The 21,128-nt window shown below is 65.0% G+C and carries 19 protein-coding genes; 11 read left to right on the top strand and 8 right to left on the bottom strand.

Annotated features, from left to right (window positions below; all coding sequences use genetic code 11):
* The first annotated feature begins 100 nt into the window (after positions 1-100).
* The 4 genes from C8N35_RS04830 to C8N35_RS04815 all read left to right on the top strand — a co-directional run bounded on the left by C8N35_RS04830 (position 101) and on the right by C8N35_RS04815 (position 3,365).
* Positions 101-1,201, top strand: a complete 1,101-nt coding sequence (locus C8N35_RS04830) for an AI-2E family transporter (RefSeq protein ID WP_210203384.1) — start codon at positions 101-103, stop codon at positions 1,199-1,201.
* A gap of 23 nt (positions 1,202-1,224) precedes the next feature.
* On the top strand, positions 1,225-1,503 hold the full coding sequence (locus tag C8N35_RS04825) for a hypothetical protein (protein WP_107988428.1): 279 nt from the start codon (positions 1,225-1,227) through the stop codon (positions 1,501-1,503).
* Positions 1,504-1,528: 25 nt separating this feature from the next.
* Complete coding sequence (locus C8N35_RS04820) at positions 1,529-1,789, top strand: DUF7218 family protein (RefSeq protein WP_107988427.1); 261 nt, start codon at positions 1,529-1,531, stop codon at positions 1,787-1,789.
* A 187-nt stretch (positions 1,790-1,976) separates the two neighbouring features.
* Entirely contained in the window at positions 1,977-3,365 is a 1,389-nt protein-coding gene (locus C8N35_RS04815) for a DUF2254 domain-containing protein (protein ID WP_107988426.1), read from the top strand.
* 126 nt (positions 3,366-3,491) lie between these two features.
* Here C8N35_RS04815 and C8N35_RS04810 read toward each other — a convergent pair whose 3' ends face one another.
* The 3 genes from C8N35_RS04810 to C8N35_RS04800 all read right to left on the bottom strand — a co-directional run bounded on the left by C8N35_RS04810 (position 3,492) and on the right by C8N35_RS04800 (position 6,647).
* Entirely contained in the window at positions 3,492-3,791 is a 300-nt protein-coding gene (locus tag C8N35_RS04810; protein WP_107988425.1) for a hypothetical protein, read from the bottom strand.
* 91 nt (positions 3,792-3,882) lie between these two features.
* Positions 3,883-5,661, bottom strand: coding sequence for an ABC transporter ATP-binding protein (locus C8N35_RS04805; RefSeq protein ID WP_245926657.1), 1,779 nt, complete (start codon positions 5,659-5,661; stop codon positions 3,883-3,885).
* Positions 5,662-5,879: 218 nt separating this feature from the next.
* Positions 5,880-6,647: an IclR family transcriptional regulator gene (locus C8N35_RS04800; protein WP_107988423.1), complete on the bottom strand. Its 768-nt coding sequence runs from the start codon at positions 6,645-6,647 to the stop codon at positions 5,880-5,882.
* A gap of 320 nt (positions 6,648-6,967) precedes the next feature.
* On the opposite strand from C8N35_RS04800, the gene C8N35_RS04795 reads away from it, so the two are divergent.
* The 7 genes from C8N35_RS04795 (at position 6,968) to C8N35_RS04765 (ending at position 14,993) form a co-directional block, all read left to right on the top strand.
* Entirely contained in the window at positions 6,968-8,185 is a 1,218-nt protein-coding gene (locus tag C8N35_RS04795) for a M24 family metallopeptidase (RefSeq protein ID WP_107988422.1), read from the top strand.
* Between the two features lie 94 nt (positions 8,186-8,279).
* Positions 8,280-9,485, top strand: a complete 1,206-nt coding sequence (locus C8N35_RS04790; RefSeq protein ID WP_245926656.1) for a metal-dependent hydrolase family protein — start codon at positions 8,280-8,282, stop codon at positions 9,483-9,485.
* Positions 9,486-9,529: 44 nt separating this feature from the next.
* A complete protein-coding gene (locus C8N35_RS04785; RefSeq protein WP_107988420.1) occupies positions 9,530-10,783 on the top strand; it encodes a metal-dependent hydrolase family protein in 1,254 nt (417 codons plus the stop codon).
* Positions 10,780-11,637: an ABC transporter permease gene (locus C8N35_RS04780; protein WP_245926655.1), complete on the top strand. Its 858-nt coding sequence runs from the start codon at positions 10,780-10,782 to the stop codon at positions 11,635-11,637. The genes C8N35_RS04785 and C8N35_RS04780 overlap by 4 nt, the downstream gene beginning before the upstream one ends.
* A gap of 4 nt (positions 11,638-11,641) precedes the next feature.
* A complete protein-coding gene (locus C8N35_RS04775) occupies positions 11,642-12,691 on the top strand; it encodes an ABC transporter ATP-binding protein (protein WP_107988419.1) in 1,050 nt (349 codons plus the stop codon).
* A 134-nt stretch (positions 12,692-12,825) separates the two neighbouring features.
* A complete protein-coding gene (locus C8N35_RS04770) occupies positions 12,826-13,887 on the top strand; it encodes an ABC transporter substrate-binding protein (RefSeq protein WP_107988418.1) in 1,062 nt (353 codons plus the stop codon).
* A gap of 227 nt (positions 13,888-14,114) precedes the next feature.
* Positions 14,115-14,993 (top strand): ABC transporter permease, encoded by an 879-nt coding sequence (locus C8N35_RS04765; protein WP_107988417.1) that lies wholly within the window; start codon positions 14,115-14,117, stop codon positions 14,991-14,993.
* A 50-nt stretch (positions 14,994-15,043) separates the two neighbouring features.
* Here the strand turns inward: C8N35_RS04765 and C8N35_RS04760 are convergent, their stop codons facing one another.
* The 5 genes from C8N35_RS04760 to C8N35_RS04740 all read right to left on the bottom strand — a co-directional run bounded on the left by C8N35_RS04760 (position 15,044) and on the right by C8N35_RS04740 (position 21,074).
* Positions 15,044-16,045 (bottom strand): CobW family GTP-binding protein, encoded by a 1,002-nt coding sequence (locus C8N35_RS04760; protein ID WP_170122023.1) that lies wholly within the window; start codon positions 16,043-16,045, stop codon positions 15,044-15,046.
* 172 nt (positions 16,046-16,217) lie between these two features.
* The gene (locus C8N35_RS04755; protein ID WP_210203383.1) at positions 16,218-16,943 is read right to left on the bottom strand and encodes an HAD-IA family hydrolase; all 726 of its coding nucleotides are present in this window, start codon (positions 16,941-16,943) and stop codon (positions 16,218-16,220) included.
* Between the two features lie 165 nt (positions 16,944-17,108).
* Entirely contained in the window at positions 17,109-18,545 is a 1,437-nt protein-coding gene (locus tag C8N35_RS04750) for an NAD-dependent succinate-semialdehyde dehydrogenase (RefSeq protein WP_107988414.1), read from the bottom strand.
* Between the two features lies 1 nt (position 18,546).
* Positions 18,547-19,593, bottom strand: coding sequence for a tartrate dehydrogenase (locus C8N35_RS04745; protein WP_107989089.1), 1,047 nt, complete (start codon positions 19,591-19,593; stop codon positions 18,547-18,549).
* A gap of 17 nt (positions 19,594-19,610) precedes the next feature.
* The gene (locus C8N35_RS04740; protein WP_107988413.1) at positions 19,611-21,074 is read right to left on the bottom strand and encodes an aldehyde dehydrogenase family protein; all 1,464 of its coding nucleotides are present in this window, start codon (positions 21,072-21,074) and stop codon (positions 19,611-19,613) included.
* Positions 21,075-21,128: the final 54 nt, after the last annotated feature.

Here is a 21,128-nt window from a genome sequence, read left to right as displayed (position 1 = left end):
AAGCGTACCGAGGGCGCGCCTTCCCCTCAGCCTCGCCTTGCGGCAGGAACGTTCCCCGCGCTGCGGCGTTTTCTCGTGCATGGCAACGCAAGGTTCACTGATGCAATCCACTCAACCGCCGCGGCGTGGTGTCCGGCACACTGACTTCGAGGCGACGATCCGCACCGGCGCGCGCCTGTCGATGATCGTGCTCGGCTGCATCGTCACGGTGGCGGTGCTCGATCTCGCGCAAATGATCCTCGCGCCGATCGCTCTCGCCATCATCATCGGCCTGATGCTGGGGCCTCTGGCCGACCGCATCGAGTGGCTCGGCATTCCGCCGTGGATATCCGCGGCCGCCATCGTGGTGCTGTTCATCGCGCTCATCGCGGCCGCGATGACGGGTTTCGCCGTGCCGCTTTCCGACTGGCTCGATAAGCTTCCGGCCATGTGGCAGAAGCTGCAGTCGGGCCTCACCCACTGGCAGGGTGTCATCGCCTCCATCGCCGGGCTTGGCGAGAAGCTGCGCCATGCGCTCGGCCAGGAAGCGGCGATGCGCGTCAACGTCGAAGGCGAGAGCACGGTGGAAAGCGTCGCCTATCTGGCGCCCGCAATCGTCGCGCAGGTGCTGCTGTTTCTGGCGGGGCTCTATTTCTACATCGCCACGCGCAAGCGTTTCCGCCTGTCGGTGTTGTCGCTGTGTTTTTCGCGCCGGCTGCGCTGGCGTGTGGCGCATGCGTTTCGCGATATCGAAATGCTGGTGTCGCGTTATCTGCTGTCGATCACCGCGGTCAATATCGCGCTGGGCGTGGTGGTGTCGCTCGCCATGTGGGGGCTCGGCGTGCCCTCGCCGCTGCTTTGGGGGCTGCTCGCGGGTGTTCTGAACTACGTGATCTATATCGGCCCGGCGATCATGGCCTTCCTGCTTTTCGGCGTCGGCCTCGCGAGCTACCCCAGCCTGGTGGGCGCCCTCATCCCGCCCGGGGTCTATCTGCTCGTCAATCTCACAGAGGCGCAGTTCGTCACGCCGCACGTGCTCGGGCGTACCATGACGCTCAACCCCTTCGTGGTGTTCCTCTCCATCGCCTTCTGGATCTGGCTCTGGGGGCCGATCGGCGGCTTCATCGCCGTTCCCTGTCTGCTCATTGTCTACGCGATCATCAGCAACATCCTGCCGGTCGGAACCGGCGCGGGTGAACCAAAGCGCAAGGCCGTGCGTTAGCCTCAAAAGGGAAGGGAAATCCGATGAAACCGGAAGAACAGGAAAATGTGCCGGAACATCAGCTCGATCATCCCGTCAATGATCACGTGGGCGGCGCGGACGATGCCAGGGCCACCGCGCAGCAGATCGGTTCGGGAGAGATCGAGGCGGTTGCGGTCAGCGCCGCACCGCTGTGCGAACGCCGGCTGCGGCTGCGCGAGATGCGAGCCGAACTCGTTGCGCGGCGCGATGCCGGCCACGGTGATCTTCAGCCGTTGATCGACGAAATCGACCGCACTTTGGCACGCTTGCCCAAGGCATGATCCGCACCAACCGAAGGAGGATTCCATGGCTTCCAGACACGGTCCGTCCGTGAAGGACGCGGACACGTACGAAGCGTTGCGCGAGGAAGGCGCATCGAAGGAAAAGGCAGCGCGCATCGCCAATGCACGCGCCAACGGCGACAAGCCCTCCAGGCAGGGAGGCAGGTCGGCCCCTTACGAGAAATGGAACCGTGACGATCTCTACTATCGCGCCCGGGAGATCGGCATCGAGGGGCGTTCGCAGATGGACAAGTCGGAGTTGATCGACGCCTTGCGAAGCCATTGATTTTTTCTTCAAGGCGCACCGGAACCAAACGTGCGGAGGCGGGTTGACGAAGCACGACAGGCGTTCCTTCCCCCGAACGCCTGGACGTCAAGTGCACAACACCCACGCACGCGAAGGAGAGACTTGGCCCCCGACAAGTCTCTCCTTTTTTTGATTGGCCGCACGAAGCACAATCGGCGGGAAACGAATGAAGGCGCACGACGATCGCCTGACGATCGACGGCCTTTCGTCGGCCCCCTTCAGCGAGGCGCACGGGATGCAGACCGCCGAAACCCGCAGGAAATCGACACTGGTGCGCATCATCACCGCGCGTCTCAACCGGTCCTTTTTGCTGCTGCCCATGGTCGTCAGTCTGGCGGGACTGATATGCGCGATCCTGGTCATCGCCCTGGGGCATTATCTGGAAGACGCGGCGCGTCTCGTTTTTCCCGCTCCCGATATCCAGACCGTCCGCTCGGTTCTGTCGACGATCGCCGGTTCGGCACTCACCGTTCTGTCGCTGGTCTATTCGCTGACACTGGTCGTCTTCACGCTTGCCGCCGGCAACATCAGCCCGCGTCTTCTCACGCGCTTTGCCGAGGACAAGCTGATCCAGACGACGGCCGGCGTTCTCGCGGCGACCTTCTTCTATGCGGTGATCGTGCTGCAGCGCGCCGATACCATTCCGCCAGCCCTGTCCACCGGCGTTGCCGTCTTGTGGAGTATCGGGTCGATCAGCGTGCTCATCTTCTTCATCCACAAGGTGGCGACGCGGATCACCATCGATGAGGAGATCGGCCGTATCGGCGCGACGCTTGCCGATTATATTGACGAGATTCTGGAAGAGGCGGAAGAGGAGGGCAGCGGCTCGGAGGCGCGGGATATCGCCCGCTTCCGCCCGCACGGCGAACGCCGCCGGCTCATTGCCGCGCGCAGCGGCTATATCGAAGCGGTCGATCTGGGGGCGCTCGTGGGTACCGCCGCCAAGTACGATCTTTTCGTCGAGGTGGAGGCGACGCCGGGACAATTCATCGTCGAGGGCTGTGCGCTCGCGAACTATGTGGGCGAAGCCGACGAGGCGGCGAACACGGCGCTGCGCCGCGCTTTCCTGGTCGGGCGCCAGCGTACGCCGGAAGCGGATCTCGATTTCTCCATTCTGCTGATGGTCGAGATCGCGCAACGCGCGCTTTCGCCGGGCGTCAATGACAGCTTCACCGCGATCGCGGTGATCGACCATCTCTCCTCAGCCTTCGCACGCATTCTGCGCCGTCGCGCCCCCTCGCCGCTTGCCCGCGACGAGAAGGATCATCCGCGCGTCTGGCTGGAGACGGCCATGATCGACCAGCTTCTCAACAGCGCCTATCACCCGCTGCGGCGTGAATCCGCCGGAAACATCACGGTGATCCTGCGCCTTGTCGCGTCCCTGCATCGTCTCGCGCTGGTGAGCCGGCCGGAATATCGCGACTTTCTCTCCTATCACGTCCGCCTCATCGCCGAAGACATGGGGGCTGCCGGCGGCAACGCCGTCGACCGCGACGAGGTGCTGGAGGGCTGCGCCAAGGTCCTCGGCATTCTGGAAGAAAGTGACGCGGCCTGAGGCTTTCTTTGCGCCAGAGCGCTTTTCGATCAAACGAACCCGTTCGATCGAAAAGAACAGGCTCAAGACAGCTGGCTGGAGCCTATTCTTGTCGACCGGATCGATTAGACCCGGTCGGAACAGGCTCTAGTCGAGCTGTGCCACCCGGTCCGAAGGCGTTACCGCCTTGCAGATGGTGGTCGTGCCACGGCTCACGCAATCGCTCTTCGGCGCACCGTTCACCAGGCGCGAGCTCTCATCAAGCGCGATGCGGTCGCCCTTCTTGGCGGTGTTTGTGACGACCCGGCTCTGATCGATGGAAAGAACGGGTTCGGCGCGCGCGTCGCTTGCAAAATCGCCGGTCAGTCGCGAGGCGGTGACCGTGACGGTAAGCGCCAAGGCAAACGAGATGACGACGACGCCGATATGTGTCGAGATGCGTTCCATAACGAGTACCTCCGCCAGATAAATGCGCGGGAGTCCTCGCAGGTTCCAAAAAACTTGCCGGCCTGTAGGTATATGGTATCGGAAGACCGGTCTATACTTTGAACTGCAGATCGTGGAGCTTGCGGTAGAGCGCATCCTTTTGCATCAGGTCCGCGTGGCTCCCTTCCTCCGCGGCCCGGCCGTGATCCATCACCACGATCTTGTCGGCATTGCGCACGGTGGAAAGCCGGTGCGCGATGACGATGGTGGTGCGGTCCTGCATCAGCCGCTCCAGCGCCACCTGGATCTTGGATTCGGATTCCGCGTCAAGCGCGCTGGTCGCCTCGTCGAGCAGCAGGATCGGCGCGTCACGCAGCATGGCGCGGGCGATCGCGATGCGCTGGCGCTGGCCGCCGGAAAGCCGGCCGCCGTTCTCGCCGACCGGTTCGTCATAGCCGCTCGCCAGTTCCACGATGAACTCTTCGGCGTTGGCGTCGCGCGCGGCCTGGCGTACCTCCTCGTGCGTGGCGCCCGGCCGTCCGCGCAGGATATTCTCGTGTACCGATCCCTCGAAGAGGAAAGTGTCCTGGGTGACCAGCGCGATACTGCCGCGCAACGAGGCGACGGTGACGTCGCGGATGTCCTGATCATCGATCAGCACCCTGCCCGCACTGACATCGTAGAACCGCTCGATCAGCGCAAGCACGGTCGACTTGCCCGCTCCCGAGGCGCCGACAAGCGCCGTCGTCTTTCCGGCCTCCGCGACGAAGTCGAGCCCGTTCAATGCTTTCTGGTCGTGCGCGTAGCCGAAGTGGACATCATCGAAGCGGACCTCGCCGTGCGGCACGCTGAGCGGTTGCGCGCCGTCCTTCTCGTCGATTGTCAGATCCATGTCGAGTAGGTCGTACATGATCTTCACGCCGACCATGCCGTTTTCAAGCTGCACCTGCATGCGCGCCAGCCGCTTGGCCGGCTCGTAGGCCATCAGCAGCGCGGTCAGGAAGGCGAAGAAGGCGCCGGGGTCCGATCCCCGGTGAATGACCGAGAACCCGCCCCAGATGATCACGAGGCCCACCGAGATGCCGCCCAGCGTCTCCATCATCGGGCTCGTGCGCGCCCGCAGCAGCCCCATCCGGTTCGACTGCCGCTCCACGTCGTCGATCGCCTTGCGCATGCGCCCGCGCATGGAATCCTCAGCCGTGAACGCCTTCACGACGCGCGCGCCCAGCACCGATTCCTGCATGGTGGAAACGATCTGCGTCATGGAGACGAACTGCGCCTTGGCCACCTTGCGCGTTTTCTTGATCAGCGCGTTCACGCCGAGAACCGCCGGCCCGCCGACCAGCAGCGCCAGTGTCGCCATGCCCGGATCCATGTAGATGACGACGAAGAGCAGTCCGACAAGCGAAAGCAAGTCGCGCCCGAGCGACACCACGATCAGGTCGATGACGCTGCGCGCGGCCGAGGCGTTGTGCGACATGCGGGTGGACAGATCGCCGAGCACATGGCGGTCGAAGAAGTTCATTCCCTGGCCGAGGATGTGGTCGAACAGCCGGCGCTGGTTGATGGCAACGATGTTGTTGCCGATCCGCGTCATGATGACATTCTGGCCGTAGGTCGCCGCACCCTTCAGGAAATAGAGGCCCACCACCACGCCGGCGATGACGAAAATCATGCCCTCGCGCTTCTCGATGAAGATCTCGTTGATGATGTCGCGCATGATCCAGGCGCTGCCGGCCGTGGTCGCGGCGACGAGACCCATCAGCGCGAAGGCGACGGCGTATTGCCAGACATAGCGTCGCGCGTTTTCCGCAAGCAGCCGTCGGATCAGCGACAGCGAGCTTTCCGGATCCTTGAACAACCACTGGGCGAGAAGGCGAAGAAGGGGCACCGAGGCCTCACGGGGCATCTGTCAATGAACTGCGGGTCGACGCCGAAAGGTCCCGCAAGTGCGGGAGCGGCAGCGGAAATCCGCACGCGTATCGCCGGCCGGAGCGACCTTGGTGCTTTGGCCCGAACGCGGAGTGCTTAAGAGCATATTCCCGGACAACAATCAATCCGAGCCCGCATCCTGGCGCCTTCGGCGGGCACGCCCCGGATCTTTCGGACCTATCCGAAATTGAACGAGTTCGCCACGTCCAGAACCTGCGGCGCGAGTTCGGCGGTGACCCTCTCGGCCGTCCACTTCGGTGCGGAGACGGAGCACTGCACGGCCGCCACCGGAGTGCCGTCACGCGCCATGACAGGGGCGGCTACCGCGATCTCGTTGATGATGTTCTGCCCCACCGCCACCGCAAAACCCGCCCCCGCAGCCTCCTCGATCCTCTCCGCGATCCGGCCCCGGTCGAGTTCCGTCGCGTGGGTGTTGGCGGCAAGCGGCCATGTCTCGATGGCCTCGCGCCGGGCATCGGGGGCAAGACGCGAGATCATCGCGCGGCCGGCCGACGTCGTCAGCGCGGGCAGCCTGCGACCGACGATCATGCCGCCGAAACTGGTGAGCTGGGTCGGGATGCGAATGATGTAGACGATATCGGGGCCGTCGAGACGGGCGGCGTTGACGCGTTCGCCCAACGCGTGGCCGAGATCGATCAGCTTCGGCATCATCAGCCGCACCAGCGGGTCGGCCCAGGCGTAGGCGGCCGCCATTTCCAGGCATTTGAGCGAGGGGCGGAAGCGCCGCGTGATCGGATCCTTCAGCAGAAATCCCTCGCGAAAGAGCGTGTTCGTGAGCCTCTGGCAGGCGCTCTTGTCGAGGCCCGTCACCCGCACGATTTCGGCAAGGCTCATCTCCGGATTGGGTTGCCCGAAGGCATGGAGAATGGTCAGCCCCTTGGCGAGGGAGGCGACGAAAAGGGTGTCCTGCTTTTTTGAAGGCACTGAAAAAACTCACGAAATAGGCGAGGCCAAAAAATAGTCATCGGTGGTCCGAATTGGCGCGCTTAGCTGCTTGACTCGATGTGTATCAAACCAATACGGTAGAACACAATACGATGCAAAGTATCATAATATAATAAACTCGCATCGACGAAATGCCGCATCGAGGGAACCGCAGGGACCGATGTCGAAGACGCAGCCTGTTTCAAATGAGCTGGTGGATCTCTCCTTTTCCCGTCGCGGTGAAAGCGTGACGCATAAAGCGCACGCGCCGTTTCGTGCACAAGACGGCCTTCCCATCCTGCATCTTCCGGAGACCACCCATGACGATTGGTGTTGGCGGTTCCACCGCCGAAGCCGAATTCGCGCGCATGCGCGATCTGACGGCCGACGTTCCCGCGATCGGAGTGGAGGAGTGGCGCGCTCGCGTGGAACGCGCGCAAATGCTGATGCGCGAAAAGGGCATTTCCGCGCTCTATCTCGATAGCTCCGTCAATCTCTTCTATTTCACCGGCATCAACCTGAAGCGGACAGAGCGCCTGCACGGCGCCGTCATTCCCGCGGAAGGGCCGGTCACCTACCTGAGCCCCGTCTTCGAGGAGCCCAAGACCCGCACGCTCCTCAATTTCGGCGACGATATTCGCGGCTGGGAGGAACACGAGGACCCGACCGCGCTCGTCATCGAGACGATCGCCAGTCTCGGTTTTGAGGACGGCACGGTGGCGGTCGATCCCGAAACCCCGTTCTTCACCTTCGACGGCCTGCGCAAGGCGGGCAACCGCTACGATTTCGTCAACGGAACCGAGATCACCACGCCGTGCCGGGCCTGCAAGACAGCGGCCGAGATCGCGTTGTTGAAGCGCTCCAACGAGATCACCATCGAGGTTCACAAGGCGGCCGCCGCCATCCTGCGCGAGGGTATCACCACCACCGAGGTCGAGGACTTCGTGCAGGAGGCCTACACGCGCTTCGGCACCACGCGCCCGGCCGGCAAGCCGCTCATCATGTTCGGCGAGGCCACCGCCTATCCGCACGGCGTGCCCTATCCGCAGACGCTCAAGGACGGCGACATGGTGCTGATGGATCTCGGCACCTTCGTGAAGGGCTACCGCTCCGACATCACCCGCACCTATGTCTTCGGCGAGCCGAACGCCCGCCAGCGCGAGGTCTGGGATCTGGAGAAGCAGGCGCAGTCCGCCGGTTTCGCGGCAGCAACGCTCGGCGCGCCTTGCGAGAACGTCGACAAGGCGGCGCGCGCCGCCGTCGTGGGCGGCGGTTTCGGGCCGGACTACGCGCTGCCCGGCCTGCCGCACCGCACCGGCCACGGCATCGGCCTCGACGTTCACGAGGAAGTCTACATGGTCAGGGGCAACATGACGCCGCTGGCCGAGGGCATGTGCTTCTCGGTGGAGCCGACGATCTGCATCTACGGCGAATTCGGCATCCGGCTGGAGGACTGCGCCTACATGGCCGCCGACGGCGCTCACTGGTTCACCGAACCGGCGAAAAGCATCGACGATCCGTTCGCGCTCGACGTCTGAGCCACGCAACGCGTCCGGCCCGGCCGCCTGCCGGGCCCAGTTCCCAATTTCTATGGAGGCCGCCTTGGGCCAGCTTCTCTTCAGGAACTTTTCCATGCTTGATCCGGATCTCGACGCCCCCGTGGGCGGCCACGAGATCCTGATCGAGGACGACCGCATCCGCGAAGTCTCCGACAAGCCGATCAGGGCCGAGGGCGCCGACGTGATCGATTGCGGCGGCCGCACGCTGATGCCGGGCCTGATCGATTGCCACGTCCATGCGGTGCTGTGCGAGGTGGTGATCCCGAAGCTGGAGGCCATGCCGCTGACGCTGATGACGGCGCATGCCATGTCGCTCCTGCGCGGCATGATCGATCGCGGCTTCACCTCCGTTCGCGACACCGGCGGCGCCGACTGGGGCCTGCGTCAGGCCGTGGACGAGGGGTTGATCGCGGGCCCGCGCCTGTTCATCGCGGGCCGTGCCATCGGGCCGACCGGCGGGCATTCCGACAGCCGCCGGCGCACCGATATAGGCACCCGCTGCCCGTGCTGCGATGCGCTGGCGTTCTCCATGGCGGTGGCCGACGGCCAGTCCGGCGTGCGCAAGACCGTGCGCGAAGAGATGCGTCAGGGCTGCGACCACGTGAAGATCATGATGTCGGGCGGCGTCGCCTCGCCCTTCGATCCGCTCGACAGCCTTCAGTTCTCTGTTGGTGAAGTGAAGGCTGCGGTGGAGGAGGCGGAGGCCTTCGGCCGCTATGTCTGCGCCCACGCCTATTCGCCCGAGGCCATAACCCGGGCCGCCAATGCCGGTGTCCGCACCATCGAGCACGGCAACCTGATCGACGAGGCCTCGGCCAAGTTGATGGCGGACAAGGGCATGTTCCTCATCGCCAACCTCGTCGCCTACTACGCGATGAAGGAACGCGCCGCCGATTTCGGCATGACCGGCGACATGCTGGCCAAGAACGACGTCGTCATCGAGGGGGGCTTGCGTTCGCTGGAGATCTGCAAGCGCGCCGGCGTGCCGGTCGCCTATGGGTCCGATCTTCTGGGTCAGCTTCAGGTTGACCAGTCGCGCGAATTCGTCATCCGGTCAGAGGTGCTCTCTGCGATGGAGATCATCCGCTCCGCCACCACGATTGCCGCGAAGGTGCTGCGCAAGGAGGGCGAACTCGGCTGCCTGAAGCCCGGCGCCTTTGCCGATCTCCTCCTCATCGACGGTGATCCGACGAAGAACCTCGAGCTCTTCGGCGATCAGGGAAGGCACATGGCCGCGATCATGAAGGCCGGCCGCTTCCACAAGAACACGCTGCATTGAGCCGGGCCCGGGCCCTGACCGACATTCAAGAGACGGACTGCGCTATGACCGCCCAACAGGCTTTTCTCTTCCGCAACCTGCGTCTTCTCGATCCCGCCTTCGACGAGCCGCGCGGCGGCTATGAGGTGCTCGTCGAAGGCGAGCGCATCCGCGAGGTCTCCGACAGGCCGATCTCGTCCGACACCGCCACCGTGATCGATTGCGGCGGCAAGGTCTTGATGCCCGGCCTCATCGACTGCCACGTCCATTCCATGCACTCCGAAGTCTACATGCGCCGCATGGAGGACGTGCCGTTGACCCTGGCGGCCGCGCGTGGCGCGAAGCGGCTGAAGGGCATGCTCGATCGCGGCTTCACCACCGTGCGCGACACCGGCGGCACCGACTGGGGCATGAAGCAGGCGGTGGAAGCCGGTCTGATTGTCGGGCCGCGCCTGTTCATCGCCGGCCGCTCCATCGGCCCGACCGGCGGCCACAGCGATGGTCGCGCGCGCACCAACCAGGGCTTCGCCTGCCCGTGCTGCAACGGCCAGGCCTATCTGCGCGTCGTCGTCGACGGGCCGGACGAGGTCCGTACCGCCGTGCGCGAGCAGATGCGTCAGGGCGCGGACCAGGTGAAGATCATGGTGTCGGGCGGCGTCGCATCGCCCAACGATCCGCTCGACAGCCTGCAGTTCTCGCTGGAGGAGATCGAGACGGCGGTGGAGGAGGCGGAAGCCTTCGGCCGCTATGTCTGCGCCCATGCCTATTCGGCCGAAGCCATCACCCGCGCCGTCACCTCGGGCGTGCGCACCATCGAGCACGGCAACCTGATCGATGCGGCCGCCGCCAGGCTGATGGCCGAGAAGGGCGCCTATCTGGTCGCCAATCTCGTCGCCTATGTCGCCATGGGCGAGCGGGCGAAGGGCTACGGCATGCCCGATACCATGCTGGAAAAGAACGCCGTGGTGCTGGAGGGCGGCTACAAGTCGCTGGAGATCTGCAAGGAGGCCGGGGTCAAGGTCGGCTACGGCTCGGATCTGCTGGGCGATCTGATCGAGGATCAGAGCCGCGAATTCTCCATTCGCACCGAGGTTCAGGCCCCCATTGAGGTCATCCGCTCCGCAACCACCATCGCGGCCGAGGTCGTGCGAAGGCCGGGCCGGCTCGGCACCGTCGCGGCCGACGCCTGGGCCGATCTCATCGTGGTCGATGACGATCCGCTCAAGGACATCACGCTGCTCGAAGGCCAGGGCCGCCACCTTGCCGCCATCATGAAGGGCGGCTCGTTCCACAAGAACACACTGGGAGGTTCCGTGTGACGACGACCGCTCTCCCCCCTTCGACGCCCCTGCCGCGCCAGTCCTTCGATCGGCGGAAGCTCGGACGCTGGGCCCTGCTGGCCGTCTCCGCGCTCGCCTTCGTCTACATCCTGACGCCGCTGATCTTCGTCACCTGGCTCTCCTTCTATTCGCAGGAGATCCCCTCCTTCCCGCCCGAGGGCTATTCGCTCAAATGGTATGCGGGAGCGATCAGCAACGACCGCTTCATCGACGCGTTCATCCTGTCGGCGGAACTCGGTATCGTCTCCACGCTGATCGGGCTGGTGCTGGCGATCCCCGCCTCGCTCGGCCTGACGCGACTGAAATTCCGCGGCCGCGACGGGCTCGGCAACATGATGCTGATGCCGCTCATCGTGCCCGGCATCGTGCTGGGCATCGCGCTCTACATTTTTCACGTCGAGATCGAGATCAATACCGGCCTGCCGATCATCGGCTCGTTCTACGGCCTCGTGTGGGGTCACGTTCTGCTCGTCATTCCCTGGGCGGTGCGCCTCATCACGGCGAGCCTTGCCGGCTTTGACCGCACGCTTGAGGAAGCAGCCCAGAATCTGGGCGCCGACCGCTTCACGACGTTCCGCAGGGTGACGCTTCCCGGCATTCTGCCCGGCATTGTCGCCGGCGGCATGTTCGGCTTCGTCTCCTCCTTCGGCAATCTGGAAATGAGCCTCTTTCTGGTGGGGCCGGGCAGCAACACGCTTCCCATCGCTATCCTGCAGTACCTGCGCTGGAAGATCGATCCGACGATCGCCTCCATCTCCGTCCTGCAGATCCTCGTCATCGCGGTCGCGATGATCATCACCGACCGTTTCGTCAAACTCAGCCGGGTGGTTTAGATCGATGGCGCGCCTAGAACTTCAATCCGTCTCCAAGCGCTACGGCGAATTTCACGCGGCCCGCGAGGTCTCGCTCGATATCGCCGATGGCGAATTCCTGGTCCTGCTCGGGCCGTCGGGCTGCGGCAAGACGACGACGCTGCGCATGATCGCGGGCTTCATCGATCCCACCGAAGGCTCCGTCCATATCGGTGGTCGCGATGTCACCCGCCTGCCGCCGTGGAAGCGCAACGCGGGGCTGGTCTTCCAGAACTACGCGCTGTTCCCGCACATGAGCGTGGCGCAGAACGTCGCCTTCGGGCTGGAGATGCGCTCCACCCCGAAGAGCGAGATCCCGGGCCTCGTCAGCGAAGCGCTGCAACTCGTCCAGCTCGAGCATCTGGCGGACCGCCTGCCGCGCCAGATGTCGGGTGGCCAGCAGCAGCGCGTCGCGCTCGCCCGCGCGCTGGTGTTCCATCCCGACGTACTGCTCCTTGATGAACCGCTGTCGAACCTCGACGCCAAGCTGCGCCATGACGTGCGCGTGGAGATCCGTTCGCTGCAGCAGCGCCTCGGCCTCACCACGGTGATGGTCACCCACGACCAGGAAGAGGCGCTGACCATGGCCGACCGACTGGTCGTCATGAAGGATGGCCAGGTCCGCCAGGTCGGTTCCCAGCGCGATCTCTACGAGCATCCGGCCGACAGCTTCGTCGCCGATTTCGTCGGCCGCTCCTCCTTCATCCGCGGTCGCATGCACGGGACCACGCTGAAAAGCGCCGGCGGGCTGGAGATCGTCTGCGGCCGCGAGATCGTCGGCGATGCGGTCGTGGCGCTACGGCCGGAGCGCGTTCACCTGTCCAAACAGCCGCTTCAGGGTATGGAAAACGTCTTCCCCGGCCAGGTGACCTTCGTCTCCTACATGGGCAGCCTGATCGACGTTCACGTGAAGCTGTCGGAGGCTGATCAGGTCATCGCCCAGCTTCCCAATCACGAGGGGCACGAACTGCCCGACGTGGGCGAGGCCGTCCATGTCGGCTGGTCGTCCACAGCCTCCGTCTTTCCGGCTCAATAGATACGAAAACGAGAGGGGAGGACCGGCGGGCCGGACCGGTGCACCCCCCGCCGCGGCCCCCGCCACAAGCCGATGGGGGCGTTCACCTGCACCAGCCTTCAAGGCGCTAAGCCGACACAAGAGGGAATCGACACATGAGTGACAAGATCCGCAAGGCCGGCGGCATGGACCGCCGCCACGTGCTTCAGGCAATGGCCGGCGTCGCCGGCATGGCCGCTCTCGGCATGCCGACGGTGGCGCGTGCCGCCGGCACGATCGTCGTTGGCACCTGGGGCGGCGACTACGCGCGTCTGCTCAACAAGAACATCGAGAAGCCCTTCCTCATCTCCAAGGGATGGGAGGTCATCCAGGACCAGAAGGGCGATCCGGAACGCCGCGCCAAGATGATGGCCGAGCGCCGCCTGCCGCGCGGCTCCACCGATCTCCAGGCCCTCACCGGCCCCAACATGTATCAGGTCTACCAGCAGGGACTGACGCAGGCGCTCGACTACTCCAAGCTCCCGAACGCCAAGCACCTGCTGCCTTCGATGAAATACGAATACGGCGCGGGCCAGATCTATTCGGCGATGGTGCCGGTCTTCAATCCGGACAAGACCAAGACCCCGCCCAAGAGCTATGCGGACGCGCTCAACCCGGAACTCGGCGCCGCGCTTGGCTTCATCGACATCCAGTACCAGTACACCCTGCTGGCCGCGGCGCTGGCCGCCGGCGGGTCGCAGACCGATCTGGAACCGGGCAAGAAGCTGCTGCTGGAATGCCGCAAGGCCGGCGCGCGCATCTATCCGACCAATGAATCGTTCGCGCAGGGGCTGAAGAGCGAAGAGATCACCGCAGGCATCATGTGGAAGGCACGCACCGTGCAGTGGCAGAATGCGGGCATCAACGTCGCCTCCAATGCTCCCGCCGAAGGCGGCCTGTCCTATGTGACCGGCTTTGCGATCCCGAAGAACGCGCGCAACGTGGATGGCGCCCACGCCTATATCAACGCGATGATGGAGCCTGCCGCACAGGAGGCCTTCGCGCACGACATGGGCTACAACCCGACCGTCGACAATGCCGAGATTCCGGCAGAGCTCAACAAGCGCATCGGCTTCTCCAAGTCGGAGATCGACAAGCTCATCACGCCCGATTTCGGCTTCATCCTGGAGCACGACATGGAAATGAAGGAATGGTGGGACAAGGAGTTCAAGGCCTGACGGGATCGCATCCCGACACTTGCTCCATTCTCCCCATCGGCATCACCCGGCGAAGTCCGGGTGATCCATGGCCGACTGCCAAGCATGCCAAGGGCTGAGCGGATCCCCCGGACTTTGCCGGGGGATGACGGCGGAAAGGGCGGAGCGTCAAAGGCTTCTCCTGCCCGCTCCTTCGCTTTTCCCCTCATGCACGTAACCCGCTTTTCTGCGTTTCGGAGACCTGAGCGATGACAGCCGCCGCGGCCAATCCCGCCACCCGCTCCCGCCCGGTTCTGATCAGCGCGTCATCGCTGATCGGGCCGGCGACGATCATCGTCGCCTTCGGCGTCATCGCGCCGATGCTCATTCTGCTGCGCTACAGCTTCAATCGCTACGACCCGCGCATGCTGATGATCGAGGCGTTCTCGCCCGAGAACTACCTGAAGTTCTTCTCCGATCCCTTCTATCTCCAGATCTTCTGGACGACGCTGCGTATCTCGCTGCTGTGTACGCTCATCTGTCTGGTGCTGGGTTTTCCGCTCGCCTATGTGCTGGCGCGCACGCGGGTGCGTTACAAGAACCTGCTGATCATCGGCGTCGTCATCCCGCTCTTTGTCGGCAACGCCGTGCGCGCGGCCGGCTGGATGACGCTGTTCGGCAGCCGGGGCTTTCTGAGCGTCATGCTGATGAAGCTCGGCATCACGAACGCGCCGACCGAAATCATGTTCACCGAGACCGCGGTCATTGTCGGCATCATCGCGGTGAACCTGCCCTACATGGTGCTGACGCTGCAAAGCGTGCTTGAGGGCATCGACCGCAATCTGGAGGAAGCTGCCTTCTCACTGGGCGCCGGCCCGTTGACGATGGCGCGCCGCGTGCTGTGGCCGATGGCGCTTCCCGGCATCGCCGCCGGTGTGATCCTGACCTTCATCCTGGCGATGAACGCCTACGCGACGCCGGTCCTGCTCGGCGGTCCCGACTTCCACATGATGGCGCCGCTGGTCTATTCGCAGTTCCAGCTCAACAACTGGCCGTTCGCCGCCGCCGTCGCCTTCATCCTGACGGTGACGACGCTGGCACTCACCGTCGCCGCCGGCCTCGCCACGCGGCAGCGCTTCCGGGGGTAGGGCGGAGACGCCCGGCGTCTTGGCCGCTTGCTCCCGACGAATACGGGAATTCAGGGCCGGGGGGCCGCCACGCACGCATCCATCAGCCGCGTCAGCTCCGCACCGTCGAAGCTGCCGCGCCGGCCAATGGCGACAAGCGAGCTCACCGCCGGCGGGGTCTCCTTCTCGCGCGTGGTACGCGCGCGCTTTCCCACCAGATGGAACACCAGCCGCTCGCCCGCGCTCTCGGCGCGGAAGATGCCCTTGGCCCGCATCAGGCTTGCGGGCAACGCGCGAAGGCTCGCGCGCAACCGATCCGCATCCACTGGCTGCGCGCTCTGCCAGCTCCACGCCTCGAATTCGTCGGCGTGATCGTGGTGGTGATGCTCGTGCGTGCAGTGGAGATCGGTGCAGTGATCATGATCGTGATGATGCTCGTGCCCGTGATGCGGCTCTGTCCGCGCGCCCATATGCGCACCGAAAAGCACCTCGCGCGGAATTTCCGCAAACCGTGTGCGGATGAGCCGAAGCGCCGGTAGCGGGCCCTTCAGCGTCTGTTCGACAGCGGCGAGCTGTGTTTCGCTCGCGGCATCTACCTTGTTGAGAAGCACCACGTCGGACCCCGTCACCTGCTCGATGGCAAGTTCGGTCGCCGCGAAATCCAGATCAGCAAAGCCCTCGCCGTCGACGAGGCAGAAGATGCCGTCGAGTACGGCGCGGCCCTTGAGTTCCGGCGCCTCCAGCGTGTCGGCGATGGGCAACGGTCGCGAGACGCCGCTCGCCTCGATCAGGATGCGCTCCGGCGCCGGGTCGCGCGCCAGAAGCCCGTCGATCGCCTCGACCAGATCCGACTGGATCGAGCAGCACACGCAGCCGTTCGACAGCGACACCTGATCTGCGGCGCTTTCCACCACCAGATCGGCATCGATGTTGATGGCGCCGAAATCGTTGACCAGCACGCCGTAGCGCACGCCTTGCGGGTCATCGAGGATGCGCTTCAGCAGCGTCGTTTTCCCCGCGCCCAGAAAACCGGTCAGGATGGTGACGGGAACGGGCGATGTCGATCGGGTCATGAGGTCTCCGGGAGGGGCTTGCGGGGAGGCATCTGGCGGGAGGCGCGCATCGCACCTGATCGCATGAATTCTATACGACTTTTCCGGTGTTCCAAGTCCGGCGCCCCTTTGGCCTCCTGGCCGACGCATGGCTTCTTCCGCCTGCGCGCACCGGGGCAGGGCGTTTCCGGCGTCACGCGGCCGGGTGCGGTGCGCAGGGGGGAAGGACACAGGACAGACGGTCCGGCAACTCGCTGGGGCCACCGGCATGGCTGATCGAGAGCGCACCGTCCGGCAGCCGTTCCAGAGCGAGATCGCGATAGTCCGTTATCGCCGGGTGCCGGATCTCCATCGGCCGGTGGTGCGTCGCTGTGACGACCAGAACCTGGGCTCCGGAACTCGCCGCGGCGGCGATTCCGGCCGGGGAGTCTTCGATCACCAGGCACCTGTGCGCGAGCGTCCCGAGCCTTTCGGCCGCGTGCATGAAACCATCGGGGGCCGGTTTGCTGCGCTTCACGTCCTCGGCTGAAATCAGTAACGGCGGGAGGGGCAATCCGGCGGCCTTGATCCGGCGCAGCGCCAGCACTCGGGGCGCGGAGGTCACGATGCCCCACTTGTCGTGCGGCAGCATGGCGAGAAAGGCGGCGGCGCCGGCGATTGGCTCGATCCCGTCGACATCCTCGATCTCGGCTTTCGTGATTTCGGCGGCTTCGTTCTGCGGATCGATGCCCGCAAGGCCGAGCCGCCGGATCGTCTCCACCGCCTGAACGCCGTGTATCGTCGGCAAGAAGGCGTCGACGTCGATGCCGCGGCGCTCCGCCCATGTGCGCCATACGCGCTCGGCCGCCTTGATGGAATTCAGGATCGTTCCGTCCATATCCAGCAGCACGGCATCGATCGCGCGCGTATGCGAAGGCATCCGCATCTGGTCTCTTCCCTCTTTCAGGCTCGGCCGAAACAACGCCGATCCTAACGAGAGCCGCGCAAATTGGATAGCTGGCAGACACTTTGGGACGTCGGATCAAGGATCGTCGGCCCGCCTACGCTGCGGCAGCGAGGCGAAGGCGGGCCGGGAGCATGTCGGTCACAGACCGCCGAAATGGAAAGCCTTTGTTTCGAGATATTCCTCAATGCCTTCCTGCGCGCCTTCGCGGCCAAGGCCCGAGGACTTGACCCCGCCGAACGGCGAGACCTCGTGGCTGACGACGCCGGTGTTCAGCCCGACAAGGCCGAATTCCAGCGCCTCGCCGAAGCGGAAGGCACGAGCCATGTCGCGGGTGAAGAAATAGGCGGCGAGCCCGAAGGGCGTGCCATTGGCGATCTCCAGCGCCTCTTCCTCGGTCTCAAACCGGAAGATCGGTGCCACCGGCCCGAAGGTCTCCTCGCCCGCAAGTCGCATGTCCGTGGTCGCGCCCGTCAGCACCACCGGATCGGCGAATTGCGCTGCCAGCTGACGCGGCCTGGTCACGCGGGTCGCACCCTTTTCCAGCGCATCCGCCACATGGGCCGAAATCTTGGCGATCGCCGCCGGGTTGATCATCGGGCCGATCTGGGTTCCCGCTTCCATGCCGTCTGCGACCTGCAAGGCGTCCACCCGCTCCGCGAGCGCCGCCACGAAGGCGTCGTGGATGCCCGACTGGACCAGCAGCCGGTTGGCGCACACGCAGGTCTGCCCGCCATTGCGGAACTTGGAAACCATCGCGCCCTCCACCGCCGCATCGAGATCGGCGTCGTCGAAAACCACGAAGGGCGCGTTGCCGCCCAGTTCCAGCGACAGCTTCTTGAGCGTCGGCGCGCATTGTTCGGCCAGCAGGGCGCCGATCCGCGTCGAGCCGGTGAAGGAGAGCTTGCGCACGACCGGCGAGCCGGTCAGCGTCGCGCCGATCTCCTCCGGCCGGCCCGTCACGATGTTGAGGACGCCCTTGGGGATGCCGGCCCGCTCGGCGAGCACGCCCAGCGCCAGCGCCGAATAGGGGGTGAAGTCGGAGGGCTTGATCACCATGGTGCAGCCGGCGGCGAGCCCCGGCGCCACCTTGCGGGTGATCATGGCGTTGGGAAAGTTCCACGGCGTGATGATCGCGCACACGCCCACGGGTTCCTTCATCGCGAAGATCTTCTTGCCCGCGACCGGCGAGGGAATGATGTGGCCGTTGATCCGCCGCGCCTCTTCCGCAAACCAGCGCACGAAGGAGGCGCCGTAGAGGATCTCCCCCTTCGCCTCCGCCAGCGGCTTGCCCTGTTCGGCGGTGAGGATCTGCGCGAGATCGTCGGCGTTGTCGAGCATGAGCTGATACCAGCGCATCAGCAAATCGGCGCGATCCGCATGGGTGCGCGCCTTCCAGGCCTTCATCGCCTCGGCGGCGGCAGCGATGGCGCATTCCGTCTCAGCCGCCGTAATGTCCGGCATGGTCCCCATGACCGCACCGCTGGCCGGGTTGATGACGTCCATGTCGGCGCGCGCGATCCATGCGCCATCGATCAGCGCGGACTGGCGGAAAAGATCCGGATCCTTGAGCTGCATGTCAGTCTCCCAGTTCGGCGACGATGGCCGCGGTGATTTCGTTGGTGGAGTGGGACCCGGGGCGGATGCCGATACCCTTCGCGGTTGTCGTCTCGATGGCCTTGAGCACGGCAGCCGCGGCTTGGCTCTCGCCCAGATGCTCCAGCATCATTGCTCCCGACCAGATGGCGGCGATGGGGTTGGCGATGTCCTTGCCGGCGATGTCGGGGGCCGATCCGTGTACCGGCTCGAACATCGAAGGCCCCAAGCGGTCAGGGCCGATATTGGCGGAGGCCGCAAACCCCAGCCCGCCCTGGATGGCGGCGCCGAGATCGGTCAGGATGTCGCCGAAGAGGTTCGATGCGACCACCACGTCGAGCTCATCGGGGGCCATCACCATCTTTGCCGCCATGGCGTCGATATGCATGTGGGCGACCGTCACGTCCGGATACTCGCGGGCCAGTTCGCGGGTGATCTCGTCCCAGAAGACCATCGAGTATTTCTGCGCGTTGGATTTGGTGACCGAGGTCAGGTGCTTGCGTCGGCCCCGCGCCTGCTCGAAGGCGAAGCGCAGGATGCGCTCGATGCCGCGGCGGGTGAAGACGGACGTCTCGACCGCGACCTCATTGTCCTGGCCCTGGTGAACGCGTCCGCCGGCGCCGGAATACTCGCCTTCGGTGTTCTCGCGAATGCACAGGATATCGAAGCCTTGCGACTTCAGCGGCCCCTCGACACCGGGAAGCAGCCGGTGCGGCCGGATATTGGCGTAGAGATTGAAGGCCTTGCGGATCGGCAGAAGCAGCCCGTGCAGCGAGACCGCGTCCGGCACGCTCGCCGGCCAGCCGACCGCGCCCAGATAGATCGCGTCGAAATTCCGAAGCGTTTCGATGCCCTCCTCGGGCATCATCGCGCCGTGCTTCAGATAGTATTCGCACGACCAGGGAAAGGTTTCGCATGCCAGCGCGAAGCCGAACCGGTTTGCGGTCGCATTGAGGACCTGCATCGTGGCATCGGTCACGTCCACGCCGATGCCGTCGCCGGGGATGAGGGCCAGCTTATGGGTCTTCATGAACATTCCTTGTGAGATCAGAGGTCGATCAGGACCGACTTCGTTCGCCGGTTGGCGTTGTAGGCCTCCCTGCCGAGGTCCTTGCCAAGGCCGCTCGACTTCCAGCCGCCGGTGGGCAGTATGTGATCGCGCGAGCGCCCGTAGCGGTTGACCCAGACGGTTCCCGCCTCGAACGCCCTGGCAAGGCGAAGCGCGCGGGAAAGATCGCGGGTGAACAGGCCGGAACACAAGCCGTAAGTCGGATGATTGGCGAGCGCCATCGCCTCTTCTTCCGTCTCGAAGGTCTGGAAAGTGGCGACGGGTCCGAAGATCTCTTCCCGGATGGCCGGGTTCTCCGCGTCCGCGCCGGCGATGAGGGTCGGCCGGTAGAAGCTGCCCGGCCGCGCAAAGCGCTCCCCGCCGCACAGGATCTCCGCGCCCTTGTCCGTCGCGGCCCGAACGATGCCGTCGATGCGGGCGAGCTGGTTTTCCGAAATGATCGGCGAGAAGCCGGCCTCCTCTTCCCAGGTCGCGCGCGGCTGGTGGCGGGCGAACCGCTCGATCAACCTGGCGGCAAGGTCCTCGGCAATCTCGCGCGCGACAATGAGCCGGGAACCTGCCACGCAGACCTGACCGGCATTCGCCGTGATGCCTCGGTCGATGCAGTCGGCGGCGAGATCCAGATCGGCATCGGCGAAAACGACAACAGGGCTCTTGCCGCCCAGTTCCAGCGTCATCGGCTTGATACCGGTGCGCGCGATATTCTCCATGATCTGCCCGCCCGCACGGGTGGAGCCGGTGAAGGATATCTTGGCGATATCCGGATGTCCGGTGATCGCCGATCCGGTGACCGGCCCGTCCCCCAAAACCACGTTGACGAGCCCGGCGGGAAGGCCCGCGCGGACGGCAAGCTCGGCCATGTAGAGCGTGGAATAGGGCGTCATCTCCGAGGGCTTCAGAACCACGGCGTTGCCGGCGGCAAGGGCGGGACCGAGCTTCCATGCGGCCATGGAGACGGGAAAGTTCCACGGCGTGATCGCGCCGATCACGCCATAGGGTTCGCTGGCGATGCACCCGAACTGATGCGCGGCGACGGGAACGAGATCGCCGCCTTCCTTATCCGCGAATTCGGCAAAGAAGCGGATCTGTTCCGCGGAGATCGCGATGTCTCCGGCCTTGGCCTGGGCGACGGGGCGGGCGGAACAGACCGCTTCCAGCTGGGCGAGGCGGACGGCCTCCTGCTCGATCAGGTCGGCCCATCGGCAAAGCGCGCGCAGGCGCTCGCGCGGCGCCGCCTGCCCCCACCCGGAAGTCTTCAACGCGGTTCGCGCGCTCTGCACGGCGCGATCGACCATCGCGGCGTCGGCGCGCGGAATCGGCTGGAGGGCATCGCCGCTTGAAGGCGCGGTGACCGGGATCTCTAGCTCACCCTCCACATACTGGCCACCGATATGGTGGCGGGCGGGAACGGACAGGCTGGACGGATTGAAAGCGAGCGTCATGGGGCTTCTCACATGATGGAGCCGCAGCGTCGCAGACGGGGGGCGGCGCATGAT

Source organism: Breoghania corrubedonensis (assembly GCF_003053845.1).
GTDB classification, from domain to species: domain Bacteria; phylum Pseudomonadota; class Alphaproteobacteria; order Rhizobiales; family Stappiaceae; genus Breoghania; species Breoghania corrubedonensis.
The sequence above is the reverse complement of the archived record's forward strand: the minus strand, read 5'-3'. Positions and strand labels throughout refer to the sequence as shown.

What these genes read in the sequence shown, in the direction of transcription:
- C8N35_RS04755 (WP_210203383.1), bottom strand. Translation starts at nt 16,943, where the DNA reads ATGCCTTCGCATACGCGCGCGATCGATGCCGTGCTGCTGGATATGGAC.
- C8N35_RS04770 (WP_107988418.1), top strand. Translation starts at nt 12,826, where the DNA reads ATGAGTGACAAGATCCGCAAGGCCGGCGGCATGGACCGCCGCCACGTG.
- C8N35_RS04815 (WP_107988426.1), top strand. Translation starts at nt 1,977, where the DNA reads ATGAAGGCGCACGACGATCGCCTGACGATCGACGGCCTTTCGTCGGCC.
- C8N35_RS04795 (WP_107988422.1), top strand. Translation starts at nt 6,968, where the DNA reads ATGACGATTGGTGTTGGCGGTTCCACCGCCGAAGCCGAATTCGCGCGC.
- C8N35_RS04830 (WP_210203384.1), top strand. Translation starts at nt 101, where the DNA reads ATGCAATCCACTCAACCGCCGCGGCGTGGTGTCCGGCACACTGACTTC.
- C8N35_RS04740 (WP_107988413.1), bottom strand. Translation starts at nt 21,074, where the DNA reads ATGACGCTCGCTTTCAATCCGTCCAGCCTGTCCGTTCCCGCCCGCCAC.
- C8N35_RS04820 (WP_107988427.1), top strand. Translation starts at nt 1,529, where the DNA reads ATGGCTTCCAGACACGGTCCGTCCGTGAAGGACGCGGACACGTACGAA.
- C8N35_RS04765 (WP_107988417.1), top strand. Translation starts at nt 14,115, where the DNA reads ATGACAGCCGCCGCGGCCAATCCCGCCACCCGCTCCCGCCCGGTTCTG.
- C8N35_RS04785 (WP_107988420.1), top strand. Translation starts at nt 9,530, where the DNA reads ATGACCGCCCAACAGGCTTTTCTCTTCCGCAACCTGCGTCTTCTCGAT.
- C8N35_RS04775 (WP_107988419.1), top strand. Translation starts at nt 11,642, where the DNA reads ATGGCGCGCCTAGAACTTCAATCCGTCTCCAAGCGCTACGGCGAATTT.
- C8N35_RS04810 (WP_107988425.1), bottom strand. Translation starts at nt 3,791, where the DNA reads ATGGAACGCATCTCGACACATATCGGCGTCGTCGTCATCTCGTTTGCC.
- C8N35_RS04760 (WP_170122023.1), bottom strand. Translation starts at nt 16,045, where the DNA reads ATGACCCGATCGACATCGCCCGTTCCCGTCACCATCCTGACCGGTTTT.
- C8N35_RS04825 (WP_107988428.1), top strand. Translation starts at nt 1,225, where the DNA reads ATGAAACCGGAAGAACAGGAAAATGTGCCGGAACATCAGCTCGATCAT.
- C8N35_RS04790 (WP_245926656.1), top strand. Translation starts at nt 8,280, where the DNA reads ATGCTTGATCCGGATCTCGACGCCCCCGTGGGCGGCCACGAGATCCTG.
- C8N35_RS04745 (WP_107989089.1), bottom strand. Translation starts at nt 19,593, where the DNA reads ATGAAGACCCATAAGCTGGCCCTCATCCCCGGCGACGGCATCGGCGTG.
- C8N35_RS04750 (WP_107988414.1), bottom strand. Translation starts at nt 18,545, where the DNA reads ATGCAGCTCAAGGATCCGGATCTTTTCCGCCAGTCCGCGCTGATCGAT.